The sequence below is a fragment of the Roseofilum sp. SBFL genome, assembly GCF_017746885.1.
GTDB lineage: Bacteria > Cyanobacteriota > Cyanobacteriia > Cyanobacteriales > Desertifilaceae > Roseofilum.
Genome location: NZ_JAGHZH010000183.1, coordinates 1 through 18,405 on the forward strand (window position 1 = coordinate 1; position 18,405 = coordinate 18,405).

The window sequence follows — 18,405 nt, forward strand, 5'->3', positions numbered from 1 at the left end:
CATTTTTTCTGCATATCAATTCCCAAGAGTATGCATATGGGCAAAAATGAGATCGCCACACCCTGTATCACTGAGTATACCTTAGCTCTGGAAATTATTAATAATAGAAGAAACCGGAGAGTGACAGAAGAGGGGTATCCTGACCGACCCGCACTCTATTCTCTTTCTGGTGGTATTTATAATCAGATGGGAAATTATGCTGAGGCGATGAAGGGGTTTGAACAGGCGATCGCGCTTTCTCCTCAAGATCCGAATTATATCCAATATTTAGGGATTACTTTAGCGAAACAAGGAAATTGGGAAGCCGCTCAATCTTATCTGCGAGAGGCTCTGAGTCTTGCCCCTAATCTGGGTAAAGCCAGGCAATGGCTCAATTTGGTCAATCTTGTGGGTTCCGAGCCGCCTCAAGTTGAGTTTAAGTCCCACCATCAGGTGATTCAATTGGAGATTACGGGTAAAAATTTGGATGTGGAATTAACGCAGGTGAACGATCGCCAGTTCTATGAACAGCCGGAACTCGATTTTATCAACGAGACGCTGACACGGCGATCGGCGATCGTTGATGTGGGTGCGAATACAGGCAACCACTTGGTCTATTTTGCCAAAATCTTAGGGGCACAACTGGTAATTCCAATTGAGTTTCAACCCGATAGTATTGCAGCACTGAAAACCAATATCGCCTTGAATCAAATTACTAATGTAGACCTGTCTAAATTAGGCTATGCTGTGGGGAAAAACCCCGGCCGTGCCCAACTCATCGATCATCCTACTGGCGATCTGTGTTTAACAGAACTCAAGCAAGATCCCAACGGAACGGTAGAAGTTTTACCTCTCGATCGGCTGATCGCTACTCCTGTAGATTTCATTAAAATGGATGTGCAAGGATTAGAAATTGAAGTTTTAGAGGGTGCTGAGGGTCTATTTCGGCAATACCAACCCCATGCACTGATTGAAGTCACCAAAAGGAATAAACCCGGATTTTTAAGCTTCCTGGAGCGAATTAATTACAAGATTATCAAAGAGTTTCGAGAATGGAATTACAGCAACTTCTACATTTCACCGTGATAGCTCTAGGTAAAAGGCAAGAGGGAATAGGCAAAGGGGAAAACCGGGTTTGCCCTATTTCCTATTCCCTATTCCCTATTCCCTATTTCCTATTCCCTATTCCCTATTCCCTATTTCCTATTCCCTATTTCCTATTCCCTATTCCCTATTCCCTAGCCTGCCCTACAGGTCATCTAAAGCGGCGAGTAACGTCTGCATGTCTGCATTGGGGTGAAGGAAGGAGAAGAGGTGCTTATAGCGCAAAATTCCCCGGCGATCGAGGACAAATTGGGCGGGTAGGGGTGCGCCCAAGGCTTGACCGACGGCGTAGGCGCGGAAAGTGGTGCAGTCTGGATCGGAGAGTAGGGGCATTTTGAGACCCAAATCTTGAACCACGATCGCACTTTGTTCGGCATCGGTGCTAGTGATTAATAGCACTTCTGCCCCGCGTTCTGTAAACGCTTCATACTGTTCGTTCAGTTCCTTGATGTGGGGGAAACAGAGGGGACAGTATTGTTTTTCAGTAAAAATCCGTGTAAAAGCCACGATCGCCGGTTTTTGCTCGCGGTAGTCTGAAAGCCGCACAGTTTCCCCATGGGTGATATTGGGGAGTTGAAAGTCAGGGGGCATCAGTCCCACATCCCAACGACTGGTTGCGGGAATGGGGAAAAAGTTGTTGGCAAAGCGTTGATTGAGTAAACCGCGAAAGTCTGTTGAAGTAACCATTTTGGGTAATGGGTGATGCTTCTTAAGGTAGGACTTCTAGTAGTGTAATACTATTGGTGTCCTGAACTATTTAGATTGGGCTTGCTGTTGCCACTGACTTAACTGCTCTGGAAACTGGGGCGATTGTAAACCATTGAGCCATAAGACAAGGGCATCTTCACCCGTTTCTTGATAATACTTGCGTCTGCGTCCAGCCGTGAGAAAGCCGAATTTTTGATAGAGTCCTAGGGCGCTATGGTTCGAGGCTTTTACTTCTAGAGTGGCTCTCTCTAAACCCCTTTGTCGTGCAGATTCTAATAAAGCACACAGTAGAAATTGCCCTAAGCCTTGATGTTGATACTGGGGATGAATGGCTAAAATGGTCAGATGAGCTTCTTCCACGATCTCCCAATAACAGCCCAATCCAACCAACTCCTCACCCAAAGATAAGCCCAATAACTCACTCTGTGGACTCTCAAGTTCCCTTTGGTAAGCGTCTAAACTCCATAACTGACCAAAACAGAGGCGATCGAGGGTAAGCACAGCGTCTAGGTGTTCTGGGGCGATCGCATGGAGAACAACAGGCACAGAAACGGATGGGTTCATAGGGATGGGAATATAGGGAGATCTTACAAGGGAATGATTTTAACTATTGGTGAATTGCAGTTCACCATGGACAATAGAGTATAGAACGAATTAATAATGAATAACGAACCCTCTTCCTGAGATTATGGTATCCACACCCTCCCGCATTACCTCACCCCATGGCACAGATTATCTTTCCCCGGTTGAAGAGCCTCTTGGCAATCGCTCACCGAATCAACATTTACTTCCTCTTACCGCTCAAGTGAACAGCAACGATCAATTAACCATCGGTGGTGTAGCTGTTTCTGAATTAGTGAAAACCTATGGCTCTCCCCTCTATATCCTCGATGAAGAGAGCTTACGTGCTGCCTGTCGCCAATACCGAGAAGCCCTTAAACGCTACTATCCAGGAGAAGCAACGGTTCTGTATGCCTCGAAAGCATGGAATTGTTTAGCCATTTGTGCGATCGCCGGCTCAGAAGGATTAGGTATTGATGTCGCTTCGGGTGGAGAACTTTACACTGCCCTACAAGCAGGAGTTGCAGCCGATCGGATTTACTTCCATGGCAATAATAAATCCGCTACCGAACTCGCCGAAGCTCTAGACGTTGGCTCTCATGTAGTTGTCGATAACTGGTTAGAATTAGAAACCTTGGCGCAGCTCAGTGGCGCTCAAGGAAAAACTGTTCCGATCCTCATTCGGATTACACCTGGCATCGAATGTCACACCCATGAATATATTCGCACGGGACATATTGACAGTAAATTTGGCTTCGATCCCAATCAAATTGAAGCGGTTCTCAAAGAAATTGCCCAACAACCGAGCCTAGATTTCCAAGGATTCCACGCCCATATCGGCTCCCAAATTTTTGAACTTGAACCCCATAAAGATCTCCCCGGAGTGATGGTGCAATGGTTCCTGAAAGCTAAAGAAATTGGCTTATCTCCCTCTGTCCTAAATGTAGGTGGCGGCTTAGGAATTCGCTATACCGAAGACGACGATCCCCCCTCCATTGACGCTTGGGTCAAACAAGTTTGTACCGCGATGGTAGCAGCCTGCAAAAACGCCCAAATTGCTCCCCCGCACCTAATCTGTGAACCCGGACGTTCCTTAGTCGGTTCATCCTGTATCACCGCCTACACCGTCGGCTCCCGTAAAGCCATTCCTGACATGCGAACCTATATCGCTGTAGATGGAGGCATGTCCGACAATGCTCGCCCGATCACCTATCAAGCTCTCTATCGTCCTGTAGCTGTCGATCGCATGGCCCAACCTTGTACGGAAACCGTAACCGTTGCTGGTAAGCATTGTGAATCTGGCGATATTCTCATCCAACAAGCCCAACTTCCCCCCTTGCAATCTGGGGATATCCTCGCCATTTTAGCCACGGGAGCATACAACTATAGTATGGCTTCCAACTATAACCGCGTTACCCGACCAGCCGCTGTCTTAGTCAGAGAGGGTCAAGGTCAAGTGATTATTGAGCGGGAAACCTATCAAGACTTGGTAAGCTGCGATCGCCTTCCCGATCGCCTCAAATCCATTTCTTAGCAATCACAGGAGACTCGAAACTGGGGTCAGATTGAGTCTGTCCCTAGGTTCAGGTGGCGATCGTCACCTGAATACTCTCTGAAGTGTCCAAGGTAGGAAGCGTGCAGTATCTGCTTAGGGATGTTTAAGGGAAGGATAAAACCCAGTTTTGCCCACTACCGACTCCCTATTGCCTCTTGCCTCTTGCCCACTGCCTATTCCCTAATTCCCTATTCCCTAGCTATGGGAGATCTTTTAACACAATGGTTATCCAACTTAACTGATACTCACAAAAACCTGCTGCATACGGTTGACTTCATCTCCGTTTTGATGTTGACCTACATGGTCTTGATGATTATTGGTGAACGTCGAACTTTGTGGATGGTGCGAGGATTCATTATTCTAATGCTGGGCACCGCCATCAGTTCTGTTGTGAACTTAACCTTACTGAGCTTTGTGTTAAACAAATTAGTCATTGGTTCTGCCGTCGCTATGGCTGTGATTTTGCAGTCCGAGTTTCGTCGGTTGCTGGAACAATTGGGCCAAGGACAAGTCATTGATTTGTTCCTTCCCCCATCTGAGCCTCCCCCCAAAGCAGAGAGTGTGATTGATGAAATTGTCGATGCGGTTAAAGACCTGTCTCAAAATCGGACGGGGGCACTGCTGATTTTAGAAACCACTGGGCCCATTGATGAGCGCGATTTTTCTGTTCCTGGGGTAAGGTTAAATGCAGAAGTTTCCAAGGAGTTGTTACAAACTATTTTCCAAACCAGTACCCTATTACATGATGGAGCGGTTTGGATTCGCATGTCTCGTATTATTGCTGCTGGAGTCATTTTACCCCTATCCGATCGCACCGCCTCCCGTAAGCTGGGGACTCGTCACCGAGCAGCCATGGGCATTACTGACCGCGTGGAAAATTGTCTGTGTGTTGTTGTTTCTGAGGAAACTGGTTCTATCTCTCTGGCGGAAAAGGGTCTCCTGAATCGTCCCTTAACCAGCAGTAAACTAAAGGAACTCTTGGAAGCCAAATTCTCTCAATCAGTAGAACGGGAGGCTGTTGCCCCCGATTTGCGAAATTTGGGCCGCCAGATCAATTCTCAAGGTGCAGCGATGGTTGCACGCCTACTCCGTTTACCTTCTTCTGATTCTCAAAAGAAAAAATGACTGCAAAGCAAATTATTGACTATACTCTGAAGACTCTCCCTAGTGACCTCGATCCCCAAAAGCTTCCTCGTCATGTTGCAGTAATTATGGATGGTAATGGTCGCTGGGCCCAACAGCGAGGACTCCCTAGAATTATGGGACACACCCGTGGAGTAGATACGGTGCGGGAGTTAGTACGCTGTTGTGATGATTGGGGTATCCAAGCCCTAACGGTTTATTCCTTTTCCACTGAAAATTGGAAGCGCCCCCCCCAAGAGGTCAGTGTAATTATGACCTTGCTAGAACAGTTCCTCCAACGGGAATTACCAGAAATGATGGACAGAAAAATTCGCTTAGAGTTGGTGGGAGGTCTACAAGATTTACCCAATTCTGTGCAAAAACAAATTAAAAAATCCATGGGGACAACTTCTCAGAATGAAGGGATGCGGTTTACAGTGGCGACGAACTATGGAGGACGGCAGGAGATTTTACAAGTCTGTCAAGCTCTAGCAGCACAGGTGAAGCAGGGAGATTTAAATCCGGAAGATATCGATCAAGCCTTGTTTGAACGCCATTTGTATACGGTGAATGTGGGCGATCCGGATCTGTTGATTCGCACCAGTGGGGAAATGCGAATTAGTAATTTTTTGTTGTGGCAGTTGGCCTATGCGGAAATTTATATTACGGATATCCTGTGGCCGGATTTTGACCGTGCCGAGATGCATCGGGCGCTCTGGGAGTTTCAGAAGCGCGATCGCCGCTTTGGTAAAGTGAAGTCTTAATTTCGATACCATTAAAAATTAGGTATACTTGTCATCCTATTTCTTATGAACAGAGTCCAGTTGACCGATCGAGGGTGGTTACTGCCCTTAAATCTCAAGAAATTAGTAGCTTTTCTCCTGAGTATTCTGGTTAGCATTTATGTGCTGGGGGTAGAACCGGCGATCGCCTTAATTCAAGATCCGAGCGACTTTTCGATTCAACCCTATTTAGATAACGTCGAAAAACAAGTTAAAACGTTCACGCTCGATAACGGTCTCCGGTTTATTGTCCTCGAGCGCCATCAAGCGCCTGTGATATCATTCATGCTCTATGCCGATGTTGGGGGAGCCAATGAACCAGTCAGTAAAACCGGTGTTGCCCATTACTTAGAACACCTCGCTTTCAAGGGAACTACGGCGATCGGAACAACGGACTATGCAGCGGAAAAACCCTTGATGGATGAACTCGATCGCCTCTTCAATCAAATTCAAGCCGCTAAAGCCAACAGAAATACAGAAGAAGCTCAAGAACTACAAGCCAAATTCGATCGGATTAACAAAGAAGCATCCCAATACATCAAACAAAATGAATTTGGTCAAATCGTCGAACGGTTTGGGGGAGTCGGACTTAATGCCACCACTTCCACGGATGCGACCCGCTACTTTTTTAGCTTGCCCTCCAATAAACTAGAATTGTGGATGTCCCTAGAGTCAGAACGATTCCTAGACCCGGTATTTCGGGAATTTTACCAAGAAAAAGAGGTAATTCTAGAAGAGCGACGGATGCGTACCGATAATTCTCCTATCGGGCAAATGATTGAAGCCTTTCAAGACGCAGCATTCAAAGTTCATCCCTATCGCCAACCCGTAATTGGCTATGAGGAAGACTTACGCAACCTCACCCGGCAAGATGTAAAAGACTTCTTCGAGACCTATTATGTACCCAATAATCTGATTGTGGCGATCGTGGGTGATATCAACATTGATGAAGTTAAAAAACTAGCTCAAACCTATTTTGGTCGCTTTCCAGCTCGCCCCACTCCCAAGGTCAAGATACCGGTGGAACCCAAACAAACCGAAACCCGTGAAGTGTCCCTAGAATTGCCGACCCAACCGATGTATTTAGAGGGCTATCACCGCCCAGCCGGAAACGCTCGAGATCATGCCGTGTACGATCTGATGGGAGCCATTCTCAGTGATGGGCGGACTGCTCGCTTGTATAAATCCTTAGTAGAAGAGAAACAAGTCGCCCTATCTGCGGCGGGTTTTAGTGGATTTCCGGGCGACAAATACCCCAATTTAATGCTGTTTTATAGCCTAACGGCTCCAGGGCATAGGGTAGATGAAGTGGCGGAAGCGTTACAAGTAGAAATTAAACGGCTGAAAACCGAACCCGTGAGTGAAGCTGAATTAAATCGGGTGAAAACTCAAGCCAAAGCCAGTTTATTAGGCACACTAGATTCTAATTCGGGTTTAGCGAGTTTATTAGCAAAATATGAAGCAACAACCGGATCGTGGCGCAATTTATTTCAGGAAGTTGAAGCCATTGAAGCGGTGAGGCCCCAAGATATTCAGCGAGTCGCACAAGCGACATTTACCCCAGAAAATCTCACTATTGGGCGATTGTTAACCGCGAGTAATTAACCGTTAGGTAACCGATTACCTATTACCCATTACCCAAAAAAATGATGCAAGTACGACGAGTGATAAAAAAGATGGTTCGGGGACTGTGGCTGGCTTTAATGGTGCTAAGTTTAACTTTAACGGTTCAATGGCATGAATCGGCAGTTGCAGCTCAGGCGAAACCCTACAATGAGTTAACCTTTCCCCCCCTTCCAGAGGTGACCATTCCAGAGTATACACAGTTTACGATGGACAATGGGATTCAGGTCTTTTTGATGGCAGACCGGGATTTACCTTTGGTAACAGGAAGAGCGATGTTTAATACGGGCGATCGCCTGGAACCCAAGGAAAAAGTTGGGTTAGCTGGGTTAGTAGGCGTAGTGATGCGTAGCGGTGGAACCCAAACCTATACCCCAGATGAACTTAACCGATCGCTCGAAGATCGAGCCGCTTCGATTGAAACTTCGATTGGAACTTCAGCCGCTACGGCTCAGTTTAGTGCTTTAACGCCCGATACCGATGAGGTGTTAAGACTCTTTGCCCAAGTATTGCGCCAACCGGCTTTTAATGAGCAGCAATTGCAGTTAGCGAAAACTCAACTTGAAGGCAGTATAGCCCGTCGCAATGATAGCCCCGATGATATCGCCAGTCGAGAATTTCAGAAGCTCATTTATGGAGCCGAAAGTCCCTATGCGCGGACAGTTGAATATGAGACGTTAGAGGCGATCGATCGCCAAGATCTGATTGACTTTTATCAACAGTATTTTGTCCCCAATAATATGATGCTGGGTTTAGTGGGGGATTTTGACCCAGCCCAAATGCGACAAAAATTAGAAGCGACATTTAGAGATTGGCAACCGAATCCGAATTTTAAGCATCCTCCCCTGCCACAAGTTTCCCAGAGCCAAGCCGGGGAGATTTTTCTGGTCAATCAACCGCAACTGACTCAGAGTAATGTGTTGATGGGCCATTTAGGTGGACAGTTGGATAGTCCTGACTTCTTTGCCTTGTCAGTGATGAATGAGGTGTTAAATGGGTTAGGGGGTCGCTTGTTTAATGAGGTGCGATCGCGTCAAGGGTTAGCTTATTCGGTTTATGGAGTTTGGAGTGCCCGCTATGACTATCCAGGGATATTTATTGCTGGGGGTTCAACGCGTTCAGAAGCAACTGTTCCCTTGATTCAAGCATTGCGCCAAGAGTTTGATGGCATTATCCAAAAGCCCATTACTGCCCAAGAATTAGCCGCAGCTAAAGATGGAGTCCTCAATTCCTTTGTGTTTAATTTCCAACAACCCTCTCAAACCCTTTCCCGCCTGATGCGCTATACCTATTATGGTTATCCTGAAGATTTTATCTTCCAATATCAACGGGGTGTGGAAGCCACCACAATTGAGGATGTGCAGCGGGTAGCGCAGGAATATCTGCAACCGGAAGAGATGGTGACGTTAGTGGTGGGAAATCAAGACCAGATCGATCCGCCCTTGAGCGCATTAAGTGAGGATGGTGGGGTGACGGCGATCGACGTTACGATTCCTGGACAAAGTTAATTGCCCACATTCCACACGACAATTTGTGGTGTATTGCTGTAACATAAATGCTGGCGGTCACACAGTGACCGCCACTACAATCCAATTCAACCCAGCACTGGAACGGCTCCTTGACATCCAACCCCTGCCTAAAGGCGAGGGGATTCCTAAACCTCACGTTAGCGAAGCTCCTCCGCAGGAGGCTTTAGGTTTCTGTTTCATAGCAGCCGCCTTCACTGATTTACTCAGATCGGGTCTTACACTCGCTCCACAGACTGACACGGCAAGCCCTGCCGCCTTATGTGTCGAAATTTCAAAGGAAAAATCTTGATGTACTTTGTTGATTCAAGGGTTGGACTGCCCATTGCCCCGTCCTCTTTTCCCGGTCTACCGATTTTTCTGCGCCGTTGCGGATTCCGCAATCTTTGAAGTTAGGCTTTCTGTTTCCATCGTCGCGGGTGGGTCAGTGACCAATTCCATTATACTGCAAAGCCGTCCTACAAGGACAGGGTTTTCAACCCATTTTTCTGATTAACTCTTTCCCGACTTTCTCCACTCTTGCCTGCTAGAGCTGTAGAAGACTTGCCCTAACTCAGACCCATTTAAAATTTTTAATTGATATAACCCAATTTTATCGGTAATCTGATCAAAAATTCTGCTCCTTTTCCAGGGGTAGAGTTGCAGAGTAGTTCGCCCTTATGTTTCTCGACAATAATTTGATAGCTAATGGAGAGACCTAAACCGGTTCCTTGTCCGACGGGTTTGGTGGTGAAAAAGGGATCAAAAATAGAAGATATAACCGATTCGCTAATTCCTGGGCCATTATCAGCAATACGAATTTGCACCCGATCTTCTGAGAGGTCTTGGGTTTCAATCCATAGGGTGGGATTGATGATATTGGGTTCAGATAGGGCATCTATGGCATTTTCTAGGATCTGGAAAAAAACTTGATTGATTTCACCAGGGTAACAAAAAACATTGGATACTCTGGTATAGCTTTCAATAACTTGAATCGATTGTAAATTCGCTTGCAAAATCATTAAGCTGTTCTCTAATCCATCTTGGATATTGACCCATTTTTGATCGGATTCATCCAAGCGGGAAAAGCTACGCAATCCTAACACGATTTTCTGAATGCGATCGGCTCCACTTTGCATAGAGATCATTAGGTTTTGAAAATCTTCGACAATAAAGTCCAGGTCTATTTGTTGTATTTTTTGATGGATTTCATTGGTGGATTCCGGATGCTGTTTTTGATAGAGTTCAATCAGCTCAATCAATCCTTCTAGATATTCTTTGGCATGGGGTAAGTTGCTGTAAATAAAACTGATGGGATTATTGATTTCGTGGGCGACTCCGGCAACAATTTGACCTAAACTGGACATTTTTTCAGTTTGAATGAGTTGGGATTGTGTTTGCTTGAGTTCTTGCAGGGCTTGCTCGGTTTTTTCTTTGGCGAGTTTGAGGGCTTCGGTGCGTTTTTCGACCCGTTCTTCTAAGGTTTGGTTGGCGGTTTCTAAGGCTTGGAAAGAATGGCGCAGTTGTTGGGACATTTGGTTAAAGGAACGGCGCAAGGTTTCTAATTCGTGCAGATAGAAGTGGGGTAAGTGTTGATTGAGGTTGCCTTTGGCGATCGCTCCAGTGGCTTGAATAAGCTGATGTAAGGATTGGCTAATCCAATGGGAGGTTCTTAAGCCAAGTAAAATGGACACGAAGAGGGCGATCGCACACAATTGTATGGTAATCCACGTATTAGCGTTGATTTGCTCCATAAAATCGGCTTCTGGAACCACCACCACAATGATCCAATCAATGCCTTGGGCATTCTGAAAGGGAGTGACTTGTAAAAATTGCCGCTCTCCTTTAAGCAAAAACGCTAGATTTTCCGTGGTTTCCACGTTTTTTAAAGTGTCAAATTCTTCTTGCAGATATTGGGCAGAGGATTGAATGAGGCGATCGCTGGTATTGGTGGCTTGAATTCTGAGGGTTGTGCCATAGGTGACCAGAAACGGGCGATCTAGGGTGGAACTGGCGACTAATAAGCCGGAACGCTCTAAAATAAAGGCTTCTGCCCCTGGACTAATATCTAAGGTTCGTAAAAAATCACTGACTTCTGAGAGCCGAAATTCCGCGCCGAAAACGCCTAAGAGTTTGCCGATTTCGGTATAAACAGGTTGATTGACGCTGGTGGCTAAGGTTTCTGAACCGAGGTGGGTGTCAATGCCTCCCCAAGTTGCTTTTCGGGCTTGAATGGCATTCTCATACCACACTTCTAGGCGGCTATCGTAGTCTGGGGTGGAGGACAAGAGCTGCCCCTGTTCTCGATCGCCATTTAATTGATAGGTTTCTAGGGTTTGCTCTGTGTCTAGATTGGCTAAGGATAGCACATATCCATCCGGCGATCTCTCTAAGCCTAAAAATTCTCCCTGCTCGCTACTAAACTTAATCGCACTAATTGATTCAAATGCTTGTAATTGCTTGCCAAAATAGGTTTGCAATTGCTGATCATCTTGGAGACTGAGTAAGTTGAGGTTGACAGCATCCTGATTAATTTGATTGACTAAATATAAATCATGAATATAATTAGCAAGTTCCTGCTCAATGCGAGCAGTGATTTCCTGACGGAGTTGGGTAGTGACTTGATTAATCGCTTTTTGTCCATGGCGGAGGGAGAGCCAACCGGTTAAACTAACAGCTAAGGAAACTTGCAGCACAAAGGGCACAACTAAAACAACCCGTAAAGATAGTTTACGAGGCAGGAGAGCAGTCCAAATTTTGAGACGTTTAAGCATGGGAAAAAAAGGATATCAAGTTCCCTCCCAGACGTTGGAATGAGTTTTGAGTTTTGAGCCAGAATAGTGCTGTAAAGTGAGTGGGGTTGAATTAGCTGAACCATTTCTGGATCAGTTCTTTGATTTTTCCAGTCTCTTTCATTTCGGTTAAAACTTGATTAAAGGATTCGGTATAGGCAGAACCTTTAGGGAGGGCGATCGCCGATCCACTTGATTCAGTGTCAAAGGGCTGGGTAAAATCTAAATCTGGGTTTGCGGAAGCATAGCGCTCCGCTACCGTGGACTCGATAACTGCTGCCTCTAGGGTTTTTGCTTTCACCTCTTGGATAATTTCGCCAATTTTGTCGAACTCGACTAAGTCAATCCCGGTAATCTTTTGAGCTGCATCTGCCTGAATCGATCCCCCTTGCACCCCCACCCGCTTGTCTTTTACATCCTCTTTGAAGTTTATATTTGCCCCTCTAGGCATGAGAATAATACTGGAAGCTTGATAATAGAGATCCGTAAACTCCACCTTGGCTTGGCGCTCTGGTGTAGGAGACATGCCCGCCATCACAAAATCTACTTCATTGTTTTCTAGAGCAGGAATGAGGCGATCGAAGTTCATATCCTCAATTTTCAGCTCAAAATTAAGGGACTTGGCTAAAGATTGGGCAATGTCCACATCAAAACCAATAATCCGTTCTTCTCCTCCTGTACTATCTTTAAATTCATAGGGAGGATAATCGGCAGAAGTTCCCATAACTAAAGTAGTTGAAGTGGGGGTTTGACTACAAGCGGAAAAAATCAGTACACTAAAGAAGGCTGTTATACTGAGAATTAGAAAGGTTTTGATGGATTTCATGGAAGAGGTAAGTAATGGGTAATGAGTTTTGAGTTTTGAGGATAGGAGAGACCAATCTATTATTATATCAAATATCAGAACGGCTCATTACCCATCCCTGCTAGGACGGTTCTTCAGGACTTATTAGACTAAACGGTTAAGGGGTGACGTAAAAAATTGCCAATTCATCTGAAATCGTTAAAAATGGTTTTCCCATTACCCATTACTGATTACCCTTCTGCTGCGCCAAGCGCTCTATCCCAAATAGGCATTGAGGTCTTCAATCACACGGGTAAGTTCCGCTTCGGTACTTAGGCGCAGGCGATCGCTTTTCAGAGTCACTAACACCTTAGCTGCAAAGGGACTTGCATAAATATTAGGATTACAAAATATCTCTAGGAAAACGTCCCCATTATGGCGATATTCCATCGGTGCTTGAGGCTGTTTCCGTCCTGGAGTCACCGGTTGTGCCGCCAAAGTTTTGAGCCGATCCATCAATTGGTTAATTTCCGCTTTCAGGTTTTGGGCAGCTTCAGGAGTAAAATTAAAGGACACAGATCCTTGGGCAAAGTTAAGAGTTAGTTGGGTCATACATCTATAAACCGGATCAGACTATTGTCTATCCTAGAAGATAATGGTTACAGATATTCGCTCTAAAGTCCGTCAAGTGTTGTTCATTACGTTAGGACTCAATCTACTGGCGTTATTGATTAAAGTCCTCGTGGGCTGGAAAACTGGCTCACTCAGTTTATTAGCCGATGCTCTTCATAGTGTCACCGATAGTGCCAATAATATCTTGGGATTAGTCGCCAATCACTTTGCCTCTCCCAAACCCGATCGCGAACATCCCTATGGGCATCAGAAATTTGATGCCATTGGCGCTTTGGGAATTGCCGCATTTTTAGGGTTTGCTTGTTTTGAAATTGTCTCGAGTTCCCTCGAGCGTCTTACCTCTCAAGGCGATCCTCTCACGATTGAATTTCAAGATTTATGGATATTACTGATTGTTTTGGGGATTAATATTTTTGTCGCCTTTTATGAACGAGCCGTCGGTCAACGCATTGGCAGTGGTATTTTAGTTGCGGATGCCAAACATACCATGAGTGATGTTTGGGTGACGATTATGGTTTTGGGGGGATTATTGGGAGTGGTTTTAGGCTATCCTCTTTTAGATGTGCTATTAGCGTTTCCCGTGGCTCTATTGGTATTTTATAGTGGTTGGGAAGTTCTCAAGGATAATTTACCCTGGTTAGTGGATGAAATGGCGATCGCCCCGGAAGCCATTCATGATACCGTCATGGAAGTTCCAGGTGTGCTAAACTGCCATGATATTGCCTCACGGGGAATTGTTGGCCGGCAAGTCTTTATTGAAATGCATCTGATTGTGGATGCGATCGATGTGGCAACTTCCCACGAAATTACCGAAGCAGTAGAAGCCCATTTACAGGAAAAATATCACCCTGTTCGAGTTCTCATTCATGTAGAACCCCCCGATTATCGCTCCAATCAAATTACGTTTCAACCGTAAGCGAATCCTTGAGAATTACTTTGGGTTTTCCACAGAATCACCTAGAGCGATACTCCCTAGGGAATAGGGAATAGGGAATAGGGAATAGTTTATGATAGCAAGGTTTCAAGATAGATTGGTGTCCCAACTTATATTTTACTCCGATCTATTTTTCCACAATTTACTCGTGTTTTTCCACAGGTTTAGGGCGATAGATACCCATCATCCGCCCATCGGATTAGAGGGAAAAGAGGGGAGGATCAGCGAGTGTCATCCGTTAATAGCATTACTCTTTAAGGTTGCTATTAATTCCGGTATCTGGTGTATCCCCTCTTCTGGGGTATGAATCATCTGTAGCAAACATCTAAGGATTTGATATTAATTGTCTTCCCCATTACCCGCCAAAGGGCTAGATTCTATTCCCATTCAATTGTTCCAGGAGGTTTGGAGGTAATATCATAAACCACCCGATTTACCCCTTTCACTTCATTCACAATACGATTAGAAATGGCTTCTAAGAGATCGTAGGAAACCCTTGACCAATCCGCAGTCATGCCATCTTCACTGGTAATAAAGCGCAACACTACAGGGTGAGCATAGGTGCGTTGGTCTCCCATTACTCCAACACTGCGAATGGGTAAAAGAACGGCAAACGCTTGCCAAAAGTCATGATAAATCCCTCGCTTGCGAATTTCATCCCGGACAACAAAATCCGCATCTCGGAGAATGTTCAGTTTGTCAGCGGTGACTTCTCCGAGAATGCGAATGGCTAAACCTGGACCGGGGAAGGGATGACGTTGAACAATTTCTTCTGGGAGACCAATGGAGCGTCCGAGTTTGCGGACTTCATCTTTAAACAGTTTTCTCAGGGGTTCAATCAGCTTAAATTGTAGGTCTTTGGGTAGTCCTCCCACGTTGTGATGGCTTTTAATTTTGACGGCTACCCGTTCGCCGGTTTTCGGGTCCATGTTGGTATCGGCCGATTCAATCACATCGGGGTAGAGGGTTCCCTGAGCGAGATAATCAAAGGGGCCTAAGCGTTTGGATTCTTCTTCAAAGACGCGGATAAATTCATGGCCGATACGTTTGCGCTTGACTTCGGGATCGCTTACTCCTTCAATGGTTTTTATGAAGCGATCGCGCGCTTCGATATATTCCACATGAATATGGAATTGTCCTTCAAACATTTCTATCAAGGATTCGGGTTCGCCTTTTCGCATAAATCCTTGATCGATGAACATACAGGTGAGTTGATCGCCGATCGCTTTATGCAGTAAAAAGGCTAAGGTTGAAGAGTCAACTCCTCCGGATAGGGCGAGTAATACCCGTTGATCGCCCACTTTAGCGCGAATTTCCCGGATGGACTCTTCCACAAATGCTTCTGTTGTCCAAGTGGGTTCAGCATCACAGATATGATAGACAAAGTTGCGAATTAGGGCGATACCGCCAATGGAGTGAACCACTTCGGGATGAAATTGTACGCCATAGAGTTTCCGCTCGTGATTGGCGATCGCCGCACAGCGCGTATTATTAGTATGGGCAAGAATTTCAAATCCTTCTGGCAGAGCTAAACAGGAATCTGCATGACTCATCCACATGGTGTTGCCATTATCTACGTTAGTAAATAAATCCGTGGGATCGTCAATAAACAGGGCTGCTTTTCCATATTCACCCCGTTCTGCTTTTTCCACGTTACCGCCTAATTGTTGCACCATCAATTGCATCCCATAGCAAACACCCAGAATAGGGATACCCATGTGGAAAATTTGGGGATCGCACTGGGGCGCTCTCGGAGCGTAAACTGAGTTGGGTCCACCAGAAAGAATAATGCCTTTAGGATTAATCCTTTGAATTTGTTCTACAGGGGTTCGATAGGATAGAACTTCTGAGTAAACTTGGGTTTCTCGAATTCGACGGGCAATCAGTTCAGAGTATTGGGAACCGAAATCGAGGATAACGATCATTTGGCGATTCAAGGCGCGAATCGGAGGTGTAGGAAGAGAGGTTTGGGTTTGCACAGTCATAAGCAGTGGTCGATGCGATCAATAACAGGAATACAAGACTTTTAGTTGTGCGTAGGGCGAACTGAAGGCAAGTGCCCGCTCGTCGTAGGGGTGAATAATGATTGATCTTTTCAGGGTATCACAAGAGCGAACCTCTGATGTTTATATTTTCGCATGAGTGAAGAATAATCTGGCGATCGCTATCAAAAAGAACGGAGCGAACCGTTACCTGTTGCTGAGTTTGCTTGTAGATATAGGCCCCAGATCGGCGATCGATTTGGGTCACGATTTCCCCATAAACTCGCTCGACCCAGTTTTTCCCCGATTCCTGTTCCCACTGACGCAGTTGCTCTAAGCCTTCTTGTACGGTTTTAGCACTCAATAGAGCGTGTAATTTGTCTCCTGGCAGACCTACCTTTGCCCCATAAGCGGTTAAAATTTCTAAGCGGCCATCGGCTAGATCGTGGTGCGTATGGAAAATTCCCCCTGCTAACTTAATTAATTTGCCATGATAGCCCCATAAAATAATCTCTTTGACGTGTTGCGCTCCGGCTTCTGCTAACATGGGGCCTAACCAATTGGCTGTTTTGACGATTTGTTGGAGATCGATACCCTTTTGTTGAGCTAAGGCTAAACCATTTTCACCTAAGCAGAAAAATAGGCGATCGTGTTGCCGCGCTTTTTCCTGTAAAATTTGCCGAAATTGGCTTAACTGTTCCGGAGAACTTAAGGGTTGAGAAATACCTGTCGTTCCCAATAAAGACAATCCTTCCACTATTCCAAAGGCTTCTAGAGACGTACGTTTTGCTAAATTACGCCCTTCCGGAAGCACTAAAGTAACGCGAATTCTTTGATTAGGGGATAATTGCAATTTAAGATTGCGATCGAGTAGTTGCCGAGCATAACCATAAATGGCTGCTTTGCCTTCACGATCCACCTGTTTCCCAATCCCTTCTCCTCCTTCAATTTCAATCCGATACTCAGATTCTGAGGCTGTCGTGGGTAAAGTTTCGACTAACGCCCAAACGGGAGTATAACGGGTCAAATCCAGATTATCACCCGGGTCACTATGACTGATCCCCAAGGCCATTCCAGGGCGAATTCTGGAAACTTCGGCGATCGCCACATTGACCGTTTCGGCAGGATCGATTAAATCTAGAGATACACTCTCGATCTCTTGTGTCCCATTTAAACACTTCAATGCTGCCACCGCTGAAGCAGCCGCAAAGACAGGTAAGGTATATCCAGGGCGAGGTGAACTCAAATCTTTACTTATCTATAGGGGTCAAACTAACAAGCAGGAAGGGATTTGAACCCTATGCTACCATATATATTGTCCTCATCTATGGCTTGAATGCGATCGCGCTTCTGGCGATAGGCCTCTAGCGCAAGTTGTTCGATGTTGTTAGAATTATTCATGGTTTTCCCCTGCTGGGTTGTACTGTTCGCAGAATAGAAATCCCCCTGAAACTTTCCACTCTGTAATGGTGCGAAACTTGCGCCAAAGAGGATGGGGCAAGTTTCGCACCATTACTGGATAAATTTCTTCCCCACTTCTTGGCGCTGCTTGAGGGGCATTCGCCTCAGCCCTTGTTGCAGATAGCCATGTATTTGAGCGTCTGTATCTCCTCAGAATTCGAGGATCTTCAAATCGATAGAATACGGCGATCGGCTAATGCCTAAATTCCCCCTCACTTGGGTGTTTGGGACGAAAATTTCTACTACATTCATGTGCCTCTGGGTAGCCACCAATTGGCAAAACGGTAGCAAGACGGTGGCTGTCCACTGCTTTGCTACCGCTCAGATTAGAGAATTAATCAACCTGAGTTCGGGATAAGGGGAGAAGGAACAATGATGATTGGTTGGGCTTGAGGGCGAGATCTCTTTGGGGGACTAGTCCCCCAAACCCCCTACTGGGGAACGAGAGCGTTCCCCAGACCCCTCGCGTAAGGAGTGGTTGCTCGGAGCGCACACTCGATATTTTTACCCTAAGTGGATAGCGGGCGATCGTACAGCGCTCCGACTTCCCAAGGCTTACCACTCGATCGCCTGGGATATCTGTCAGGCGATCGACCAAGAAGTAATTAAAGAAGAATCAGTGCGTGAGTGGCTTCATACCCAAATTAAGCTTCACAACCAAACAGAGGAAGATTCTGCAACCACTTAAGTAGTTGCGCAGGCAACTTTTTATCCGCTCTCCCGTTTTTTGTCCCATTTCCAGCTTAAGGGATGACAAGGAGGCTAAAGAGTAGACTGTATAAGGGATAGAACCTTTAATCCCTTCTGGAAAAATAAGCGCTTATGAGGCTTGGAATCCATCAATTCTTGAGCCAAAGAAGACCAACATTGAAAGGAGTGA

16 protein-coding genes are annotated in these 18,405 nt (G+C 45.7%); 8 read left to right on the forward strand and 8 right to left on the reverse strand.

The genetic code is table 11. From position 1 onward, the window contains the following. Positions 1 to 1,065 (forward strand): FkbM family methyltransferase (locus tag J7545_RS19875; RefSeq protein WP_318720055.1); only part of this gene is annotated, 1,065 nt, incomplete at its 5' end. Between the two features lie 162 nt (positions 1,066 to 1,227). Here the strand turns inward: J7545_RS19875 and J7545_RS19880 are convergent. Both J7545_RS19880 and rimI read right to left on the reverse strand, forming a co-directional pair. Then, positions 1,228 to 1,770, reverse strand: a complete 543-nt coding sequence (locus tag J7545_RS19880; RefSeq protein ID WP_318701858.1) for a peroxiredoxin family protein — start codon at positions 1,768 to 1,770, stop codon at positions 1,228 to 1,230. A 66-nt stretch (positions 1,771 to 1,836) separates the two neighbouring features. Beyond that, positions 1,837 to 2,355 carry a ribosomal protein S18-alanine N-acetyltransferase gene (gene rimI / locus J7545_RS19885; protein ID WP_318701857.1) on the reverse strand — a complete coding sequence of 173 codons (519 nt, stop codon included), beginning with the start codon at positions 2,353 to 2,355 and terminating at the stop codon, positions 1,837 to 1,839. 124 nt (positions 2,356 to 2,479) lie between these two features. Here rimI and lysA point away from each other — a divergent pair, with 124 nt between their 5' ends. The 5 genes from lysA to J7545_RS19910 all read left to right on the forward strand — a co-directional run bounded on the left by lysA (position 2,480) and on the right by J7545_RS19910 (position 8,942). Then, positions 2,480 to 3,886 (forward strand): diaminopimelate decarboxylase, encoded by a 1,407-nt coding sequence (gene lysA, locus J7545_RS19890; protein ID WP_318701856.1) that lies wholly within the window; start codon positions 2,480 to 2,482, stop codon positions 3,884 to 3,886. Positions 3,887 to 4,108: 222 nt separating this feature from the next. Then, entirely contained in the window at positions 4,109 to 5,032 is a 924-nt protein-coding gene (cdaA, locus tag J7545_RS19895) for a diadenylate cyclase CdaA (RefSeq protein WP_413038634.1), read from the forward strand. Next, on the forward strand, positions 5,029 to 5,793 hold the full coding sequence (locus J7545_RS19900) for an isoprenyl transferase (protein WP_318701854.1): 765 nt from the start codon (positions 5,029 to 5,031) through the stop codon (positions 5,791 to 5,793). The genes cdaA and J7545_RS19900 overlap by 4 nt, the downstream gene beginning before the upstream one ends. A gap of 45 nt (positions 5,794 to 5,838) precedes the next feature. Next, a complete protein-coding gene (locus tag J7545_RS19905; RefSeq protein WP_318701853.1) occupies positions 5,839 to 7,416 on the forward strand; it encodes a pitrilysin family protein in 1,578 nt (525 codons plus the stop codon). 44 nt (positions 7,417 to 7,460) lie between these two features. Beyond that, the gene (locus J7545_RS19910; RefSeq protein WP_413038633.1) at positions 7,461 to 8,942 is read left to right on the forward strand and encodes a M16 family metallopeptidase; all 1,482 of its coding nucleotides are present in this window, start codon (positions 7,461 to 7,463) and stop codon (positions 8,940 to 8,942) included. Between the two features lie 590 nt (positions 8,943 to 9,532). Here the strand turns inward: J7545_RS19910 and J7545_RS19915 are convergent. The 3 genes from J7545_RS19915 to J7545_RS19925 all read right to left on the reverse strand — a co-directional run bounded on the left by J7545_RS19915 (position 9,533) and on the right by J7545_RS19925 (position 13,127). Then, positions 9,533 to 11,713, reverse strand: a complete 2,181-nt coding sequence (locus J7545_RS19915) for a sensor histidine kinase (RefSeq protein ID WP_318701851.1) — start codon at positions 11,711 to 11,713, stop codon at positions 9,533 to 9,535. A 91-nt stretch (positions 11,714 to 11,804) separates the two neighbouring features. Beyond that, positions 11,805 to 12,557, reverse strand: coding sequence for a transporter substrate-binding domain-containing protein (locus tag J7545_RS19920; RefSeq protein WP_318701850.1), 753 nt, complete (start codon positions 12,555 to 12,557; stop codon positions 11,805 to 11,807). Between the two features lie 234 nt (positions 12,558 to 12,791). After that, on the reverse strand, positions 12,792 to 13,127 hold the full coding sequence (locus tag J7545_RS19925) for a hypothetical protein (protein WP_318701849.1): 336 nt from the start codon (positions 13,125 to 13,127) through the stop codon (positions 12,792 to 12,794). A gap of 43 nt (positions 13,128 to 13,170) precedes the next feature. On the opposite strand from J7545_RS19925, the gene J7545_RS19930 reads away from it, so the two are divergent. Further along, a complete protein-coding gene (locus tag J7545_RS19930) occupies positions 13,171 to 14,064 on the forward strand; it encodes a cation diffusion facilitator family transporter (protein WP_318701848.1) in 894 nt (297 codons plus the stop codon). 395 nt (positions 14,065 to 14,459) lie between these two features. On the opposite strand, the gene guaA is transcribed toward J7545_RS19930, so the two are convergent. From guaA to J7545_RS19945, 3 genes are all read right to left on the reverse strand, one after another. Continuing rightward, positions 14,460 to 16,067: a glutamine-hydrolyzing GMP synthase gene (guaA, locus tag J7545_RS19935; protein WP_318701847.1), complete on the reverse strand. Its 1,608-nt coding sequence runs from the start codon at positions 16,065 to 16,067 to the stop codon at positions 14,460 to 14,462. A 118-nt stretch (positions 16,068 to 16,185) separates the two neighbouring features. Then, on the reverse strand, positions 16,186 to 17,310 hold the full coding sequence (gene cbiD, locus J7545_RS19940) for a cobalt-precorrin-5B (C(1))-methyltransferase CbiD (protein WP_318720057.1): 1,125 nt from the start codon (positions 17,308 to 17,310) through the stop codon (positions 16,186 to 16,188). Between the two features lie 26 nt (positions 17,311 to 17,336). Next, positions 17,337 to 17,465 carry a hypothetical protein gene (locus tag J7545_RS19945; RefSeq protein ID WP_318701845.1) on the reverse strand — a complete coding sequence of 43 codons (129 nt, stop codon included), beginning with the start codon at positions 17,463 to 17,465 and terminating at the stop codon, positions 17,337 to 17,339. Between the two features lie 538 nt (positions 17,466 to 18,003). Between J7545_RS19945 and J7545_RS19950 the strand changes: the two genes are divergently transcribed. Beyond that, positions 18,004 to 18,213, forward strand: coding sequence for a hypothetical protein (locus J7545_RS19950; RefSeq protein ID WP_318701480.1), 210 nt, complete (start codon positions 18,004 to 18,006; stop codon positions 18,211 to 18,213). Positions 18,214 to 18,405: the final 192 nt, after the last annotated feature.